General features: G+C 66.0%; 16 protein-coding genes. 9 read left to right on the top strand and 7 right to left on the bottom strand.

What is annotated here, in order from left to right:
- Positions 1-4: 4 nt before the first annotated feature.
- A complete protein-coding gene (locus tag GJ631_RS12900) occupies positions 5-271 on the bottom strand; it encodes a hypothetical protein (protein ID WP_156709552.1) in 267 nt (88 codons plus the stop codon).
- Between the two features lie 201 nt (positions 272-472).
- On the opposite strand from GJ631_RS12900, the gene GJ631_RS12895 reads away from it, so the two are divergent.
- Both GJ631_RS12895 and GJ631_RS12890 read left to right on the top strand, forming a co-directional pair.
- Positions 473-2,917, top strand: a complete 2,445-nt coding sequence (locus GJ631_RS12895; RefSeq protein WP_156709551.1) for a prolyl oligopeptidase family serine peptidase — start codon at positions 473-475, stop codon at positions 2,915-2,917.
- A gap of 110 nt (positions 2,918-3,027) precedes the next feature.
- On the top strand, positions 3,028-5,364 hold the full coding sequence (locus GJ631_RS12890; protein ID WP_156709550.1) for an alpha/beta hydrolase: 2,337 nt from the start codon (positions 3,028-3,030) through the stop codon (positions 5,362-5,364).
- Here the strand turns inward: GJ631_RS12890 and thrC are convergent.
- Both thrC and GJ631_RS12880 read right to left on the bottom strand, forming a co-directional pair.
- On the bottom strand, positions 5,361-6,674 hold the full coding sequence (gene thrC / locus GJ631_RS12885; protein ID WP_156709549.1) for a threonine synthase: 1,314 nt from the start codon (positions 6,672-6,674) through the stop codon (positions 5,361-5,363). The genes GJ631_RS12890 and thrC overlap by 4 nt on opposite strands.
- Before the next feature lie 380 nt (positions 6,675-7,054).
- Positions 7,055-7,297, bottom strand: a complete 243-nt coding sequence (locus GJ631_RS12880) for a hypothetical protein (protein ID WP_156709548.1) — start codon at positions 7,295-7,297, stop codon at positions 7,055-7,057.
- Between the two features lie 126 nt (positions 7,298-7,423).
- On the opposite strand from GJ631_RS12880, the gene GJ631_RS18660 reads away from it, so the two are divergent.
- Entirely contained in the window at positions 7,424-7,591 is a 168-nt protein-coding gene (locus GJ631_RS18660; RefSeq protein ID WP_178915839.1) for a hypothetical protein, read from the top strand.
- Here GJ631_RS18660 and npdG read toward each other — a convergent pair whose 3' ends face one another.
- The gene (npdG, locus tag GJ631_RS12875) at positions 7,592-8,260 is read right to left on the bottom strand and encodes an NADPH-dependent F420 reductase (RefSeq protein WP_156709547.1); all 669 of its coding nucleotides are present in this window, start codon (positions 8,258-8,260) and stop codon (positions 7,592-7,594) included.
- Between the two features lie 119 nt (positions 8,261-8,379).
- Here npdG and GJ631_RS12870 point away from each other — a divergent pair, with 119 nt between their 5' ends.
- From GJ631_RS12870 to GJ631_RS12845, 6 genes are all read left to right on the top strand, one after another.
- Positions 8,380-10,017 (top strand): ABC transporter substrate-binding protein, encoded by a 1,638-nt coding sequence (locus GJ631_RS12870; RefSeq protein WP_156709546.1) that lies wholly within the window; start codon positions 8,380-8,382, stop codon positions 10,015-10,017.
- Between the two features lie 71 nt (positions 10,018-10,088).
- Entirely contained in the window at positions 10,089-11,075 is a 987-nt protein-coding gene (locus GJ631_RS12865) for an ABC transporter permease (protein WP_156709545.1), read from the top strand.
- Positions 11,072-12,130, top strand: a complete 1,059-nt coding sequence (locus tag GJ631_RS12860) for an ABC transporter permease (RefSeq protein ID WP_156709544.1) — start codon at positions 11,072-11,074, stop codon at positions 12,128-12,130. Before GJ631_RS12865 ends, GJ631_RS12860 begins: the two co-directional genes overlap by 4 nt.
- 1 nt (position 12,131) lies before the next feature.
- Positions 12,132-13,292 carry an ABC transporter ATP-binding protein gene (locus GJ631_RS12855; protein WP_156709543.1) on the top strand — a complete coding sequence of 387 codons (1,161 nt, stop codon included), beginning with the start codon at positions 12,132-12,134 and terminating at the stop codon, positions 13,290-13,292.
- A 40-nt stretch (positions 13,293-13,332) separates the two neighbouring features.
- The gene (locus GJ631_RS12850; protein WP_156709571.1) at positions 13,333-14,667 is read left to right on the top strand and encodes an ABC transporter ATP-binding protein; all 1,335 of its coding nucleotides are present in this window, start codon (positions 13,333-13,335) and stop codon (positions 14,665-14,667) included.
- A gap of 37 nt (positions 14,668-14,704) precedes the next feature.
- The gene (locus GJ631_RS12845; protein ID WP_156709542.1) at positions 14,705-15,160 is read left to right on the top strand and encodes a hypothetical protein; all 456 of its coding nucleotides are present in this window, start codon (positions 14,705-14,707) and stop codon (positions 15,158-15,160) included.
- Here the strand turns inward: GJ631_RS12845 and GJ631_RS12840 are convergent.
- From GJ631_RS12840 to GJ631_RS12830, 3 genes are all read right to left on the bottom strand, one after another.
- The gene (locus GJ631_RS12840) at positions 15,157-15,354 is read right to left on the bottom strand and encodes a hypothetical protein (RefSeq protein ID WP_156709541.1); all 198 of its coding nucleotides are present in this window, start codon (positions 15,352-15,354) and stop codon (positions 15,157-15,159) included. The two genes, GJ631_RS12845 and GJ631_RS12840, sit on opposite strands and share 4 nt — an antisense overlap.
- Positions 15,351-16,214: a TIGR01548 family HAD-type hydrolase gene (locus tag GJ631_RS12835; RefSeq protein ID WP_156709540.1), complete on the bottom strand. Its 864-nt coding sequence runs from the start codon at positions 16,212-16,214 to the stop codon at positions 15,351-15,353. The genes GJ631_RS12840 and GJ631_RS12835 overlap by 4 nt, the downstream gene beginning before the upstream one ends.
- A partial coding sequence (locus GJ631_RS12830) for a UPF0146 family protein (protein ID WP_255453950.1) occupies positions 16,211-16,474 on the bottom strand: 264 nt, incomplete at its 5' end. The genes GJ631_RS12835 and GJ631_RS12830, both read right to left, overlap by 4 nt.

Below are 16,474 nucleotides of genomic sequence, written 5' to 3'. Positions count from 1 at the left end.
CGAGTCAAAACCAGCCGGTCAGTTTCGCCCACAGCCCCTCGTCGGTTTCCCGTTCTCCCTCGGCTTTCGCCTCCTCCAGCAGCCGCTCGTAGCGGTCGATGACCTCCTCGAGTCGCTTGTCGCGCGCTTCGAGCTCGGCTTCGAGGAACTCCGCCCACTCCTCGGCGGCCTCCCGACGCCGTTCGCTGCGCTGCAGCTTCGCTTCCAGTTCCGTCACTCGCTCGTGGTCCGTCCCGACCGTCGGGAGCGGCTCGGATGAGGCGGATGCCATAGCGAACGTGTGTTATGCACTACCAAAAACCCACGTCAGACAAGCGTCATAAACGCCCCTTCTGCACGTGTGCGGTCCGTTCCGCAACTCGACGAACCGTGTGATTCGGAAACACGGGTGTTACAGCGGCTCTACCCGCCATTAAAAAAGGGTGCTGATGACCGGGGGAACGCCTTTCGCCCCGGAACGTCACTTCCCGATATGTCAGATGAGACGGCCGACGGCGGTGGCTCGGAGTCGCCGGGGGCGCCCGACATCGGCCCGCCGGCGCTACACGCCGACCGACCCACGCCGCCGCAGTTGGAGAACGGCGAGGGGTGGGCGGCCGACCCGCTGCTCGTCTCCGGCTGTGAAGCCTACGTCGAGGGGGAGTATCTGTATCAGGACTACGTCTACGACGACCACGGTGCCGATACCCGGTCGGTGCTGGAGCAACCGCCCGGTGGCGAGACGCTCGGCGGGTTCTACTGTCGCCCCACCGGTGACCTCCGATATCCGACGGCTCCGGACACCTACGCGTTCAACGGCGCGGACCTACTCGAATTCCGAGCACGACCGACGGCCGACGGCGTCGCCTACCGCATCACGCTGAACACGATGCTCGAGCCGGATGCGGCGGCCATCGCAATCGGCATCGATACGAGTGCCGGCGAGGCCGATGACGGCCGGACCGATTGGGGGTACGGGCTGGGTGAGTTGGGGGCGCCGGCCGACCACCGACTCGTCGTCTGGGGGACGGGCGCGGAGTTGGACGGCGAACCGCTCGAAGACGACCGCGTCTCCGTCGACGTCCGCCGGAACCAAATCGAGGTGGAGGTGCCGCTCGAGCCCGGAGACGAGACGTGGCGACACTACTGTGTCACCGGCCTCTGGAACGACGACGACGGCCGGTTCCAGGAGGTTTCGGTCGACGCCGACCGCGAGGTGCCGGGCGGCGGCAAGCGCGGCATGGATGTCCCACCTGTCTTCAACGTCGGCTTCCGGTTCGAGGAACCGCTCCGACGGAACATCGACATCGAGGAACTCCTCCCCCGGTTGGCGATGGTCGTCGCCAACGCGCCGATGGAGGTACTCCAGCGACTCGACGAACCGTTGCAGCTGCTCGGGTTGCTCGGTGACGCCCCGAAACTGTTCGACGTCGAGGACCCGCTTGGACTGTTCAATCCGCTGGACGACCCACTCAGCATCTCGGAGTTGGTCGGCGTCGCCAATCGGCTGTCGCCGTTCAGCGAGGCGGAGGCGGTCCCGCGCTCCATCGGCATCGGCAACTGGCGCGAACACGGACAGGCGACCGCGCTCGCCAACCGCGACATCTCACAGTACCACGCCGACATCGACTTCGAGACGCTCCGCGCCGAGGAGACCGACCGCCGCGTCCCCGACTCGGGCTTTATTACCTACCTGTACCCCTCCGCCTACGAGTTCGGCGAAGGGGTCGACCCCTACGCCAACGTTCTGGAGGGCCGCATCCAGCCGTACGGCGTCTACGTGCCCGAGGACCTCGACGAGCCGGCGCCGATGGTGACGATGCTACACTCGCTCGGCAACTGCTACACCCAGTATCCGGCGTACATGCCGACGCTGGTCGAGGACATCGCCGAGGAGACCGGCGGCATCGTGTTCATGCCGCAGACGCGGGGGCCGGGCATCTGGTACAAGAAGAAGGCCGAACTCGACGTCTTCGAGGCGTGGCGGAACCTCGAATCCCGCTTCGACATCGACCGCGAGCGCGTCTCCGTGACGGGCTACTCGATGGGCGGGTTCGGTGCCATCATCATGGCGACGAAGAACCCCGACTCCTTCGGCCGCTGTTTCGGCGTCGTCGGCCCGCCGGCCGAGGACCCGCTGCAGGCGCCGACGAACAACATGATTGCGACGCCGTCGCTGCTGATGACCGGGCTGTTCGGCGGCGAGGACGGCGGCGAACTGTTCTCGATTTTCACCGAGAAACCGGAGAACGCGCTCCGACTCACCGAGAACCTCAGACACGTCCCGATGCTGTTGTGGCACGGCGGCACCGACCCCCTCGTTCCCCTCCTCGGGCCGACCAACTACGCGCGGGAACTCCGCGAACACGGCTATCGCCACCAAATCGACGTGTTCCCGAGCGTCGACCACTTCGCACTCGCGATTCAGGACAGTTGGGACCGCGGGCCGTCGTATCTCGCCTCGACCGAAGTACCGAAACACCCGCCGCGAGTCACCTACCGGCGCGTCCCCGAGTTCGACTACCCCGAACTCGACATCGTCCACGACAGCGCCTACTGGGTCACCGACATCGACGTTCGGGAGGGCCACGGAAGCGGTCTCGTCGACGCCACCTCCCTGGCCGACGGCTACGGCGACCCGAAACCCGAGCGGTTCACGTCCTCGGGAACGAGACCGATGCCGTACACCGCCACCGGCATCGAGTGGGGAGACCCGGAGGACGTTCGTGGCCCCGAGAACACGCTCGAAGTCACGCTCGAAAGCGTCGAATCGGTGACGCTGTGGGTCGAAGCCGCGAGGTTGGACCCCGAAACCGAACTCACCGTCGAGGTCGATGCCGATGTCGATGCGACGCTGACGCTCCGGGGGTCCTTCGGTACCCACGACGTCGAAATCGAAGCCGGTACGTCGACGGTCGAGGTCGGCCCACTCGCCTGAACGGCGGTCGTTTCGGCGGTCTTTCGGGGCGTGAACCCCCACGATTCACTTAAATCAGCAAGTGCTAATAGGGCTAACACATTTCCGCATTGGCGTCGAAGGGACGGGATATGTCTCAGAAACGCCGTAACGGCGACCGGGCCGAGGGGTCTCCCTCCTCCCCGCCTCGGCCCGGTCCCGACGCCCTGTACGGCCCCAACCCCACGCCGCCGCAGTTGGAGAACGGCGAGGGGTGGGACGCCGACCCGCTTCTCGTCTCCGGCCACGACGCCTACCGCGACGGTGAGTACCTGTATCAGGACTACGTCTACGACGACCACGGCGCCGATACGCGTCGCTTTACTGCGGGGTCGCCGTCGAACGCCGACTCCCTCGGCGGCATTCTCTCACAGCCGACCGGGGACCTCCACTACCCCAACGACGGCGAACGCTACAGCTACAACGGCGCGGACTTACTCGAGTTCCGGGCACGGCCGACGGCAGAGGGCGTCGTCTACCGAATCACGCTGAACACGATGCTGGAACCGGATGCGGCGGCCATCGCAATCGGCATCGACACAGGGGGGAGTGACGGTCGGACCGACTGGGGACACGGATTGGGTGAGTTGGGCGCGCCGGTCGACCACGTGCTCGTGACGTGGGGGACGGGCGCAGAGTTGGACGGCGAACCGCTCGAAGACGACCGTGTCACCGTCGACGTACGCCGGAACCAGATAGAGGTGGAAGTGCCGCTCGAACCCGCAGACGAGACGTGGCGACACTACTGTGTCACCGGCCTCTGGAACGACGACGACGGCGAATTCAGACAAGTCGCGGTCAGTCCGGACGAGGAAACGCCCGGCGGCCTGAAGAGGGGCTCCCAGAACGTACCACCGGTGTTCAACGTCGGATTCCGCTTCGACGAACCGTACGACCGACACGTCGGCGCGCTCGACATCGGGCGCGGCCTCTTCGACGTACTCGACGTGACCGGCATCGGCCACAACCTGCTTGACCTCGTCTGGGACCGCTCGGCGCGCGTCCTCGGGGAGGGCAACTGGCGGGAACACGCCCAATCGCTGGCGCTCGCCAACCGCGACATCTCGCGGTTCTACGCCGATATCGACTTCCAACGGCTCCGAGAGGGAACGACCGACGACGCGTCGTTCGAAGCCGGCTTTCACTCGCTCCTGTACCCCTCGCGGTACTACCTCGGCGAGGGCGTCGACCCCGACCACGACGTACTGGAGGGTCGCATCCAGCCGTACAACGTGTACGTTCCCGAGAACCTCGACGAGCCGGCGCCGATGGTGTTGCTGTTGCACTCGCTGGGCGGCGCCTACACCCAGTATGCGGTGTACATGCCGAACCTCGTCAAGCAACTGGCGGAGGCCCACGGCGCCGTCGTGTTGATGCCGCAGGCCCGCGGCCCCGGCCGCTGGTACAAACGCGAGGCGGAACTCGACATCTTCGAGGCGTGGCGCGACCTCGAAACTCGGGTGGAAATCGACCGCAGTCGCGTCACCATCTCGGGCTACTCGATGGGCGGGTTCGGGACGTGTATGCTCGCCGCCCAGTGTCCGGACCTGTTCGGACGGGGCTTTTCGGTCGTCGGGCCGCCCAGCGAGGACCCAATCGAGGGACTCACCGGCGGCCTGCTGAAGGCGCCGTCGAAACTCACGAACGACCTCTTCGGCGGGGAGGGTGGCGGCGACGTGCTCAACGTCTTCGCCCAAGACCCCGAGAGCGCCCTCGAAATCACCGACAACCTCCGACACGTCCCGATGCTCATCTGGAACACCGTCGGCGACCCGCTCGTTCCGGTGCTCTCGCCGGAGAACTACGCCCGGAAACTGCGGCGACACGGCTACCGCTACCAGTTCGACGTGTTCCCGGTCGCGACGCATCTCTCGCTCGGCATCCGCGACCAGTGGGACCGGGCGCCGGAGTTCATCGCCCGTGGGAAGGTCATCCGGAACCCTCGCCGGGTCACCTACCGGCAGGTTCCGGAACTCGACCACCCAGAGGTCGGACTCGTCCACGACGGCGCCTACTGGGTGTCGGATATCGTCACGCAGGACGGCGAGGACGCCGGTCTCGTCGACGCGCTCTCGTTGGCCGACGGCTACGGCGACCCCAACCTCCGACGGTTCCGACGCGTCGGGCAGACGCCCCAGCGCCACCTCAGCCGCGGTCTCCAGTGGGAACAGCCCGATATCGACCAACGGCGCGGCCCCGAAAACGCCCTCGAAGTCACGCTGGAGGGCGTTGCCGAGGCGACGCTGTGGGTTGAGGAAGCGGGCCTCGACACCGATACCGAACTCACGCTTCGGGTCGACAGCGACAGCGAGGCGACGCTGACGCTCGCGACGGCGTTCGATACCCACGAAATCGAGGTCTCGGAGGGCGAATCGACCGAGACGGTCGTCCTCGACGACGAGGCCGAAAAGAAAGCTGCGGCCGCTTAGAACAGGTCGCGAAGCCGGCCGAGCAGTCCGCGTCCGCCGTCTCCCGTCCGCTCGCCGGCGAGGTGTGCGAGCACCGCGTCCGTGCTGTTCGGGACGGGTTCGGGGTCGCTGCCCGCCGCCGCCGCGGCGTCGGGGTCCTTCAGCAGGTGGCCGGTCGTCAGACACACAACGTCCTCGCCCGACCCGACCTCGCCGGATTCACGCAGTTTTCGCAGCCCGGCGACCGACGCCGCGGAGGCGGGTTCGACGCCGATGCCCTCGCCTGCGAGGTCACGCTGGGCGGTCGTAATCTCCTCGTCGGAGACGGCGACGGCGGTGCCGCCGGTTTCCCGGATTCCGGGCAACGCCTTCGGCGCGTTGACCGGGTTGCCGATGCGGATTGCCGTCGCGATGGTCTCGACGTCCTCCCAGCGTTCGGTGTCCTCGGCGCCCGACTCGATGGCTTCGACCATCGGCGCGGCGCCCTCCGCCTGAACGCCGGTGAGTTTCGGCACGTCGCCGGGTGCGAGGTCACCCGAGGCGACCAACTCACGGAAGCACTTGTACAGCGCGGCGGTGTTGCCGGCGTTGCCGACCGGCAGGACGATGCGGTCGGGGAACCGCCCTTCGTCGTCGCGGAACTCCTCGAGGATTTCGAGGCCGATGGTCTTCTGGCCCTCCAGTCGGAACGGGTTCAGCGAGTTCAGCAGGTACGCCTCCCCGCGGTCGGCGAGGTCCTGGACGATGTCGAGACAGGAATCGAAGTTGCCGTCGACCTCCAGAATCCGGGCACCGTGGAGACTTGCCTGTGCGATTTTCCCAGCGGCGACCTTGCCGGCGGGGAGCAGGACGAGCGTCTCGAGGTCCGCACGGGCACCGTAGGCCGCAAGCGCCGCGGAAGTGTTACCGGTTGAGGCACACGCCAGTCGCCCCACGTCGAGTTCCTGTGCGACGCGGACGCCGACGGTCATTCCGCGGTCCTTGAACGACCCGGTGGGGTTCATCCCCTCGTGTTTCACCCGGAGGTTGCGGACGCCGAGGTCGGCTTCGAGGCGCGGCGCCTCGTGCAGCGGCGTCGCCCCTTCCGGCAGTGTGACGCCCTCCTCGAACGGAAGGGCAGCGTTGTAGCGCCAGACGCCGCGACCCTCGAAGTCGTCGAAGGTTGGGTAGCGGTCGTAGCGGGCTTCCAGCAGACCGCCACACTCCTCGCAGGTGTAGATGATGTCGTCGAAGGGGGCGTGGTCGTGGCCGCATTCGATGCAGTGGAGCCAGACGCCGTCGGTCGCCACGTCAGGCGCCTCTGGGTTCGCCGGGAGCGTGAGGTCTGCCATTGACGGGAATGCGTCGCGGAGTCGCAAAAAGGGGGTGGGTTGCGAGGCGCGAACGAAGTGAGCGCCTCGGGAATGGCGAGCGGGGAGCGTAGCGACCCGCGAGGCCGGATTGGGAGACGCCGAGCGAAGCGAGGGGTCTCCAGTTATCGAACGGGGAGGAACGGAGTGACGACCCGTGAGATTGGATTGCGGGACGCCGAGCGGAGCGAGGGGTCCCGAAGAAGTGAGCGGGGAGCGCGAGGCTTCGAGCGGAGCGAGAAGCCTCGGTGTGCGAGCAGCGACCGACGGGAGCCGCGGGCAGCGGAGTGCCGACTCGCGAGGCCGGATTGTGGAACGCCGAGCGAAGCGAGCAGCTCCGAAGCAGCCGACTGCCGAATGTGCTACTCGTCGTCTTTCACGTAGCCGTAGTGTCGCATGCACTCCTCCATCTCCGCTGCGTCGTCGTGTTTGTGCAGCGTCGTGGGCGTGTCACAGTAGTAGGTCGTGCCGTCGTACCGCAGCGTCAACTCCTCCGGACTCCCGAGAATCTCTGTTTTGACGACGAGGCGGTCGCCATCACGGAGGCGCCGCAACAGCTCTTCGGCGGTGTGTTCACCCGCGTTGACGGGGACTGGCTCACTCATACTGATTCACATAGCGGCCGCCCACTTCATGACTTGTTCTGTCTGCCACGTGTATGACACTCGGTAACATTTAACACCATTGGCGACCAATGTACATCCGTAGGGCGATATCGCCCGCGAACGACAATGCCAGCGCCAATCGAAAACAGTTCCGACGGCGACAGCCTCCCGACTACCCGCGACCGGTGTGTGGACTTCGAACTCGAAGGCGGAGCGGTAGTCATCTACGACCGGAAAAACCACAACGCGTGGATTCAGTCCGACAGCGCCGTCGAACTCTCGTCGCTGGCGTAGCTACTGGAACCTCACGCCGAGGTCGTGTAGTCCGTCGTTTTCCTGTGCGACGTTGATGAGTAGCGGCGTCACCGCCTCGACCTCGGCGGCGTTGGCGAGGCCACCGACATCGAGTGGGCGGAGCCCCTCTATCTCGGCGGCGAGGTCGACGACCATGTCTTTGGCGTCGTCATCGTCGCCGAAGACGAGCGTGTCCCACTCGAACTCGCGGTCGAGATTCGAGAGGCCACCCGCAGGGAGATTGTGAAACGCGCCGACGAGCGGTACGTCGTCGGGTTTCGCCTCCTCGACGAGCGCGGCGACGCTGCCAGCTCCGGGACGGTTGTAGTGAAAGCCCGCGTCGTCGCGTTTCATCCCGACGGCGGGCGTGACGAGAATCGTCTCGTCGTCCAGTCTGTCCGCGATGGCTTCGACGGTGTCGACGAGGTGATACGCCGGGACGGCGAGTACCACCACGTCGGCGCGGTCGGCGGCCATCGCGTTCTCGAAGCCCTTGATGTCGGTGTCGACGCCGCGGCTGTCGAGTTCCGTCTCGTACTCTTCGGCTTTCGTGCGTGCCTTCTCGGGGTCACGAGAGCCGACGAGCAGTTCGTGGTCGGTGTCGTAACTCCACCGAAGGACGAGTCCCTGCCCGATGTCGCCAGTGCCGCCGAGGAGTGCGATTCGCATACGCGGTAATCGGCCGACTGTAGGGTAAGCGTTGTGTGACCGGCGACGGTTGCCTATCTCCTCCCGAATGTGACTTAAAAACACGAAGATATATGTAATACTTACTCATGCATGGCCGTATGTCGCGAGACATCGACCGACGAACGTTCCTCCAGTACAGCGGTGCCACCGCCGCAACCGCCGCCAGCGTAGGGTTGGCCGGGTGTGGTGGCAATGGAAACGGTAACGGAAACGGCAACGGGAACGGTAACGGCAACGGAAACGGTGACGGGACGCCGGACGACGGGGCCGACGCCGAGCTCCGGACCTACGACGAGGAGTTGCCAGAGGACCCCTCCCGCGTCGAGGTCCTCCAGCACGCGAACGGCCTCGCCAACGCGCTCGCCCCGTGGGTGTACCTCCACCAACAGTTCAGCATCTACGGTATCAACAACGATATCGAGTGGGATGCCCGTCCCGACGAGGACATCAACGTCAAGGAGTTCTCGACTGACCGCGACGAAATCACTATCTCGCAGGGCCAACTCCTCGAGACGCTGGACCCGACCGGCGAGAACAGCACGCCTCAGTACAACATCGTCGACCAGGCCTACGAACCGTTCCTCTACCGGGACCGAGAGGGCCGTCCCATCGAACTCATCGTCACCGACTGGGAACGGACCGCCGAACAGGAGGTCCGACTCACGCTTCGAGACGATGTCCAGTTCCACAACGGCGACGACATGACCGCCGAGGACGTGGCCTTCTCCATCAGCCGGGCCAACAACCCCGACATCAGCGAAGTCGCCGGTAACATGGGCGACATCGCCGAGGCAACCGTCGAGGACGGCGACGTGGTTCTCGACCTTGACTCGGTCACACCGACCATCTTCCGGAACCTGACCGCCTTCGGGCGCGTCCTCCAGCAGAGTTGGGTCGAAAACGACGACAACGACATCGCCACGGAAATCAACGGCACCGGCCCCTACGAACTCGAGGAGTACGTCAACGACACCCGCGTCGCGTTCACGAAGTTCGACGGCTACTGGGGCGAGGCGGCCGACCCCAACTCGGTTACGTTCACCGGTATCCCGGAAAACGGCCCGCGCGTCGACGCGCTCATCGCCGGCGACTCCGACCTCGTCACCAACGTCCGACCGAACGACATCCCCGATGTCGAGGAGGCCGAGGGCGTCGGCTACGACGACGTGCCCTCGACGCGGAACATCTTCCTCGTCATGAACGACGTGGCGGAACCGTTCGACAATCAGGCGTTCCGGCAGGCGATGAACTTCGCCGTCGACGTTCAGTCCATCATCGACAGCATCCTCAACGAGTTCGGCAACCAGACCAGCCAACCGACGCTCCCGGGTCACAACGGGCACAACCCCGACATCGACCCCTACCCCTACGACCCCGAACGCGCCGAGGCGCTCGTCGAGGAGAGCGGCCACGCGGGCATCGAAATCGAACTCCATACGCCCGTCGGCCGGTATCTCCGGGACGCCGACATCGCCGAAGCGGCGGCGAACCAAATCAACGAGCTGGAGAACGTCACCTGTACCGCCAACCGGCGTGACTTCGGTGAACTCGTCAACGAACTGCTCGCCGAGCAGGCGGAGTCGCCGGCGTTCTTCCTCATCGGCTGGGGGAACCCGACGCTCGACGGTGACTACGCCATGTCGCCGTGGTTCACCGAGGGTCCCTTCCAGCACTTCAGCAACGAGGAGTTGGCCGAACTGCTCCAGCAGGCACGAACCATCCCGAGCGGGGGCTGACGGCACCGCCCCGTCGCGAATCGTCAAATAGCGGCGGTTTTTTGTAACCCGCCGGCAAGAATTGCGGTAGCATGGGTCTCGCAAAGTTCCTGATAAAACGCCTCCTGCAGGGAGTCGTCGTCACGTGGGGGGTCGTGACAGTCGTTTTCTTCCTGCGCTATCTCACCCCTGGGGACCCGACGGCGACGCTGTTGCCGCCCGATGCGGGTCCGGAGGTCCGTCAGCGACTCCGTGAGAACCTCGGTCTCGACCAACCCCTGTACGTCCAGTATTACGACTACATCACCGATTTGGTCGTTTTGGATTTCGGCGAGTCGATGTCCAGTGGCCGCGAGGTCGCGGGTCTCGTCGCCTCACGACTCCCCGCGACCATCGAACTCGCCGTCGCCGCGACGTTCGTCGCCGTCGTCCTCGCCATCCCGCTCGGCGTCATCAGCGCCCGTCGCCGCCGCGAACCGGTCGACTACGGTGCGACGCTGTTCTCGCTGATTGGTATCTCGACGCCGAACTTCTGGCTCGGCGTCATGCTCATCATCTTTGTCGGCGTCCACGTCGACGTCATCCCGACCACGGGTCGACAGATGGGCCTCCGGACGGCGCTGTTCGCGCTGTCGAACGGCTCGGCTTCCGAACTCGGACAATGGGCCGCCCAGTTGGTTCTGCCGGCTATCACGCTGGGGACGTACTTCACCGCGCTCATCACGCGACTCACGCGAAGCGGCATGTTGGAAGAACTCGGGCAGTCGTACGTGACGGCCTGCCGTGCGAAGGGACTACCGGAGACGCTCACGCTGTACAAACACGTCCTCCGGAACACGCTCATCCCCATCGTCACCGTTCTCGGCCTTCAACTCGGGACGCTCATCGGTGGGGCCGTCATCACTGAGACGGTGTTCGCCTGGCCTGGCCTCGGTCGGTTCCTCATCACCTCCATCAACAACCGCGACTGGACCTCGATTCAGGGGACTATCATCGTCATCGGTGTCGGCTTCGTCCTCATCAACATCGTCGTCGACTCGCTGTACGCCTACCTCGACCCGAGGGTGACCGCAGAATGATATCCGAACGTGTCAAACGAAGCCTCAGCCGAGAGTTCAAGGGGAGTCGCCTCGCCCAACTCGGGGTCGTACTCGTGTTGCTGCTGTTCCTCGTGGCGACGTTCGCGCCGTTCCTCGCACTGCACGACCCGACGACGACGCGAATCGGCACCGGTGGCACGGAGGACCTCTCGGAGTTGCCGCCGCTTGGGTTCTCCTACACCGAACAGCGCGTCACGCCGTCGGGCAGCGAAACCGTCGAGATAACCGCCAGACAGACCTTCCCGCTCGGGACGAACGCACTCGGACAGGACATCTACTCGCGACTGCTGTACGGCGCCCGCGTGTCGCTGCTCGTCGGGTTGCTCGGGGCGTTGCTCGCGACGGCCATCGGCGTCCCCTACGGGTTGGTCGCCGGCTACTTCGGTGACCGCATCGACGACACGCTGATGCGGGGCGCCGACGTGATGTTGGCGTTCCCGTCGCTCGTCCTCGCCATCGCGCTCGTCGGCGTGTTCAGGGACTCCGACGTCCACACGACGACGGTACCGGACCCCTTCGTCCACGCCGCCCGCTCGGATATCGTCCCGAACGTACTGATACCGCGAGCCGCACACGTCGCCGAGATGCCCGCCTCCTTTACGTTCCCGGTGACCGTGACGCTCGTCGTCGCCTTGGTCAACTGGGTGTGGTTCGCTCGGGTCGCCCGTGGCGAGGCGATGAGCGTCCGTGCCGAGGAGTTCATCAAGGCCGCCCGCTCTGCCGGCGCCTCCGACTGGCGCATCCTCCGACAGCACGTCCTCCCGAACTCGCTGACGCCCATCATCGTGTTGGCGACGATTCAGGTGGCCGCTATCATCCTACTGGAGTCCGCGCTGTCGTTCCTCGGATTCTCCGGCACCGACCTGACGTGGGGTGCCGACATCTCCGACGGCCGGAGCGACCAGCGCTCCTACTGGTGGATTGCGACGATGCCCGGCCTCGCTATCGTGCTGGCGGTCATCGGCGTGAACCTGCTGGGCGATTGGCTCCGGGACGCACTCGACCCCTCTATCGAGGGAGAGGGGGGTGTCTGAGATGGCGCCGAAACTCGAAGTCGAGGGACTGACGACCCGCTTCTTCACCGAGGAGGGCCAAATCAACGCCGTCGAGGACGTCTCCTTCAGCGTCGAGGAGGGCGAGGTGTTCGGCATCGTCGGCGAGTCCGGCTCCGGGAAGTCGGTGACGGCGCTGTCGCTCATCGACCTCGTGGAACGACCCGGCGAAATCGTCGACGGCGCGGTGTGGTTCCGCTCGCCCGACCTCGCGGCGCGCATCGAAGACGACACGCCCGAGGCCGTCGACGGCGACTACGTCGACCTCCAGTCGCTGTCGGAAGGCGAGCGTCGCGCGCTCCGTGGGACGGAGTTCTCGACGATTTTCCAGGACCCGATGAGTAGTTTCAACCCCTCGCTGACGGTCGGCGAGCAAATCGCCGAGGCCGTCGAGGTCCAGCGCCGGGCCCGGGCGAACCCGCGGTCGGTCCGCTCCCGGACCCAGGGGTACGGACTGGCGAAGTTCATCGGCGACAGCTTGCTTCCGACGCGAGACTTCGTCGACGACGCCTCCCACGACCGGGCGGTCGAACTGCTGGAGATGGTCGGCATCCCCGACCCCGTCGAACGGGCCGCGGAGTACCCCCATCAGTTCTCCGGCGGCATGCTCCAGCGAGCGATGATTGCACAGGCGCTGGCTGGCGAACCCTCGGTGCTGGTGGCCGACGAACCGACGACGGCGCTGGACGTGACGATACAGGCGCAGGTACTCGACCTGCTGGCGGAGCTACAGGAAGACACCGGCATGACGACGGTCCTCATCACGCACAACCTCGGCGTCATCGCCCGGATGGCCGACCGCGTCGGCGTGATGTACGCCGGCGAAGTGGTCGAACGGGGGACGCTCGAAGACGTCTTCGACGAACCTGCACACCCCTACACGCAGGGGCTGTTGGGGTCGAGTCCGGACCTCGATGGGGCCGCCGACCGCCTCGACCCGATTCCGGGGAACGTCCCGAGTCTCGTCGACAGGGAGATGGACGACCGGTGTTACTTCGCCGACCGATGTCCGAAGGCGATGGGGGAGTGTCTGGAGAAACCACCGGAGTTCGCCGTCGACGGCGAGCACACGGCGATGTGTTATCTGGCCGACCACGACTACGAGGAAGCCGACGCACTGGAGGAGGGGTACTTCGATGAGTGACGAACACGGGCCGACGCCGGTGTCCGAGCGGACGGACGCGATGGCGGCCGACCGACCCCTCGTCCGGGTTCGGAACCTCCAGAAACACTTCGACCGCGAGGACTCGATTCTCGACCGTCTGCTCGGCGATACGACGAATCCGGTTCGGGCCGTCGACGGCGTGAGTTTCGACATCCGAGAGGGCGAAACGCTCGGGCTAGTCGGCGAATCGGGCTGTGGGAAGTCGACGACCGGCGAGACCCTGCTGCGACTGCTCGACCCCACCGGCGGCAAAGTCGAGTACGACGGCGAGGACCTCGCCGAACACGAGGACCTCTTTTCGTTCCGGCGGCGTGCCGGCGTCGTCTTTCAGGACCCCTTCTCCAGTCTCGACCCCCGAATGACCGTCGGTGCTTCCATCCGACAACCGCTCGATATCCACGACTGGCCGTGGCCGCACTCCGACGTGGATACCTCCCGTCCGAAGGGGGAACTCCGACGTGAACGAGTTGCGGACCTCATGGAGCGGGTCGGTCTCTCCGCCGACCAACTCGACCGCTACCCCAACGAGTTCTCCGGCGGCCAGCGCCAGCGCGTCGGCATCGCTCGGGCGCTCGCGCTCGACCCCGAGTTCCTCGTGTTGGACGAACCCACCAGCGCGCTGGACGTGAGCGTCCAGGCGCAGGTGCTCAATCTACTCGAGGACCTCCAGGACGATTTCGACCTCACGTATCTGTTCATCAGCCACGACCTCAGCGTCATCCGCCACATCTGCGACCGCGTCGCGGTGATGTATCTCGGCGAAATCGTCGAAGTCGCGCCGACCGAGGAACTGTTCGCGAATCCCCAACACCCCTACACGGAGGCGCTGTTGGAGAGCGTCCCGCGCGCTTCGACTGACGAGCGCGACCGCGACATCGAACCGTTGACCGGTGACGTTCCTTCCCCCCGGAACCCACCTTCTGGCTGTCGGTTCCGGACCCGGTGTCCGAAGGTGATTCCGCCGGCCGACCTCGAACTCACCCAGCCACAGTACCGCGCAGTCATGGACGTTCGCCGTCGCATCGAGAACCGTGACGTGAGCCTCGACGGGCTGGATTCCTCCGGCGGCGACGCTGTCGAGACGTTATTCGACCGACTGCTCGAAGGAGTCGATTTGCCCGCTTCCGAGCGACCACACCTTCGGGAAGCATTCGAGGCTCTCGTCGAGGGAGACTTCGAGGCTGCCGCCGAGACGCTCCGAGAGCGCTACGCGAGCGTCTGTGAGCGACGCCATCCGGACGGCGAGCGGGCGGCCTGTCATCTCGACGCCGACGACGTCCGACTGGACGCCGACGGCAACGGCGTCTGGGTCGGAGAGGAACTGGACGCCCCCGTCACCGACACCGATTCGTGACCGTCGGGCTTTTGCCGCCGGCCGACACGGGACCGGTATGAACGCAGACGGGCCACCGCCGGCGGTCGCCGACCGCTGGCAGGAACTGCTGGAGGACGCCGACGCCATCGCCGCCGAGTACCGCGACGACGGCTGGGAGACGCTCGTCGTCCATCCCGGCGACGTGACGCCGGTCACCGGCGACCCGTTCGGACTGGACGTACTGGCCCCGGGCGACGAGTTCGAGGCGCTGGAGGCGCTCGTCGAGACTGCCACTTTCGACACCTCCCACGTCTATCGCGCTGCGGAGGGGGGCGTGCGGTTCTTCATCGTCGCAAGTGAGGCAACGGACGACGAAACCGCCGTCGTCGTCCCGGCGTTTCTCGCCGCTCGCGAGGAGGAGGAGTTGGCGGCACAGGCGACCGAGGAGGGCGTGATGTACACCCACGTCCGTCCGCTGTCGGACGACTCGCGCGTGACGTTCTCTCACGACGACCCCGGGCTGTTCTTCTAGCTCCAGCCGCGCTCGCCGCCGCGAACCGCCGAGAGCCAGCCGACGAAGACGACCGAAAGCGGGAGGGCCACGACGACGCCGAGCGCTGCGAAGGTGAGTCGTCCTTCGATTGACGCGCTGGAGACAGAGGCAAGCGAGAAGACGGCTACGGTGGCGACTGCCGCACTCCACACGAGGAGTCGCTCGGCGGTCATTCGAGCAGGCCGGGGAGGTCGTTGACGCTGTCGAGGACCGCGCTCGCGCCGGCGCTCTCGTAGCGTCGGCGGCCCTCCTCGCCAGTGAGGCCGCCCGTGAGAACGCCGATGCCGTGATACTCCCGTGTCGAGTCGGCCTCGGCGGCGTTCGTCGCCGTGCGGATGTCGTCGAGGGTGTCGCCGACGAAGGCGATTCGGCTGGCGTCGAAGCGCTCTGCGAGGGTCACGAGCGCCTCGGGGTCTGGCTTTCCGGCGTCCCAGTCGTCCATCGTGAACCGGTGGTCATCGGCCACTTCGAGGCCGACGCGGTCGAGTGCGATGTCGGCTTCGGCTTCGGGGCGGCCGGTGAGGACTCCAACGTCCCACGATTCCAACGCCTCGCGCGTCGAGTCATCGAGCAACACCGGTTCGTCGTGGATGAACCCCTCGGTGTCGAGGTCGGGTTCCTCGCCCTCCAGTTGCTGATACAACTCGGAGCCGAGGTACAGTTGCTGGAACACCTCTCGGAGCCGCTGTCGGTCCCAGTCGGCGAGTATCTGCTCGCGTGCGGCCGGTTCGAGTTCGTCGGCGATGGCCGTCCGGGCGGCGTCCAACCCGCCGCCGGAGGCCGCGATGAGGCCGGTGTACGTCTCGAGGCTCAGATACGGTTTCTCGCGGGTGGCGAGGACGTACAGCGCGGCGGCGTAGGTCAACTCCCAGTCGTTGTTGAAGCCGCCGGCGTTCTTGAACGCCTGGATGTCGGCTTTCTCGATGGTGTCGCCGTAGACGTGGTCGATGGATTCGACGATTGCACGGCGATAGGAGTCGGCCACGTCGACCAACACGCCGTCGATGTCGAGGATGATTGCGTCGACGTTCATGAGTGTACTCTGAACAGGGTCCCGTCTTCGAGCGTCTCCGTCGTAGCGTCGACGACGGCGGGGTCGCCCCCGAGCGTCGTGAAGAAACACGCCGCCTCGGCCGTGGCGGCCGCCTCGGCGAGTGGCCGCTGGAGTTCGGGCGGGCAGTTCAGCGCGTACACCGCCTCGGCGTCCCGGTACAGCGCGGTGTCGGGGTCGGTAACGTCGTCGCGGACGAACCGCACGTCCGAGGGGGTCGGCCGCTCGTGGATGTCCGTCGC

This window comes from Natronomonas sp. CBA1123 (assembly GCF_009741925.1).
Classification (GTDB): Archaea; Halobacteriota; Halobacteria; order Halobacteriales; family Haloarculaceae; genus Natronomonas.
Note: the sequence above shows the minus strand (reverse complement) of the source record. Positions and strands in the feature narration are given on the sequence as shown.

Bases quoted from the DNA above. Each gene is read 5' to 3' on its own strand.
- GJ631_RS12900 (WP_156709552.1), bottom strand. From the start codon at position 271: ATGGCATCCGCCTCATCCGAGCCGCTCCCGACGGTCGGGACGGACCAC.
- GJ631_RS12895 (WP_156709551.1), top strand. From the start codon at position 473: ATGTCAGATGAGACGGCCGACGGCGGTGGCTCGGAGTCGCCGGGGGCG.
- GJ631_RS12890 (WP_156709550.1), top strand. From the start codon at position 3,028: ATGTCTCAGAAACGCCGTAACGGCGACCGGGCCGAGGGGTCTCCCTCC.
- thrC (WP_156709549.1), bottom strand. From the start codon at position 6,674: ATGGCAGACCTCACGCTCCCGGCGAACCCAGAGGCGCCTGACGTGGCG.
- GJ631_RS12880 (WP_156709548.1), bottom strand. From the start codon at position 7,297: ATGAGTGAGCCAGTCCCCGTCAACGCGGGTGAACACACCGCCGAAGAG.
- GJ631_RS18660 (WP_178915839.1), top strand. From the start codon at position 7,424: ATGCCAGCGCCAATCGAAAACAGTTCCGACGGCGACAGCCTCCCGACT.
- npdG (WP_156709547.1), bottom strand. From the start codon at position 8,260: ATGCGAATCGCACTCCTCGGCGGCACTGGCGACATCGGGCAGGGACTC.
- GJ631_RS12870 (WP_156709546.1), top strand. From the start codon at position 8,380: ATGTCGCGAGACATCGACCGACGAACGTTCCTCCAGTACAGCGGTGCC.
- GJ631_RS12865 (WP_156709545.1), top strand. From the start codon at position 10,089: ATGGGTCTCGCAAAGTTCCTGATAAAACGCCTCCTGCAGGGAGTCGTC.
- GJ631_RS12860 (WP_156709544.1), top strand. From the start codon at position 11,072: ATGATATCCGAACGTGTCAAACGAAGCCTCAGCCGAGAGTTCAAGGGG.
- GJ631_RS12855 (WP_156709543.1), top strand. From the start codon at position 12,132: ATGGCGCCGAAACTCGAAGTCGAGGGACTGACGACCCGCTTCTTCACC.
- GJ631_RS12850 (WP_156709571.1), top strand. From the start codon at position 13,333: ATGGCGGCCGACCGACCCCTCGTCCGGGTTCGGAACCTCCAGAAACAC.
- GJ631_RS12845 (WP_156709542.1), top strand. From the start codon at position 14,705: ATGAACGCAGACGGGCCACCGCCGGCGGTCGCCGACCGCTGGCAGGAA.
- GJ631_RS12840 (WP_156709541.1), bottom strand. From the start codon at position 15,354: ATGACCGCCGAGCGACTCCTCGTGTGGAGTGCGGCAGTCGCCACCGTA.
- GJ631_RS12835 (WP_156709540.1), bottom strand. From the start codon at position 16,214: ATGAACGTCGACGCAATCATCCTCGACATCGACGGCGTGTTGGTCGAC.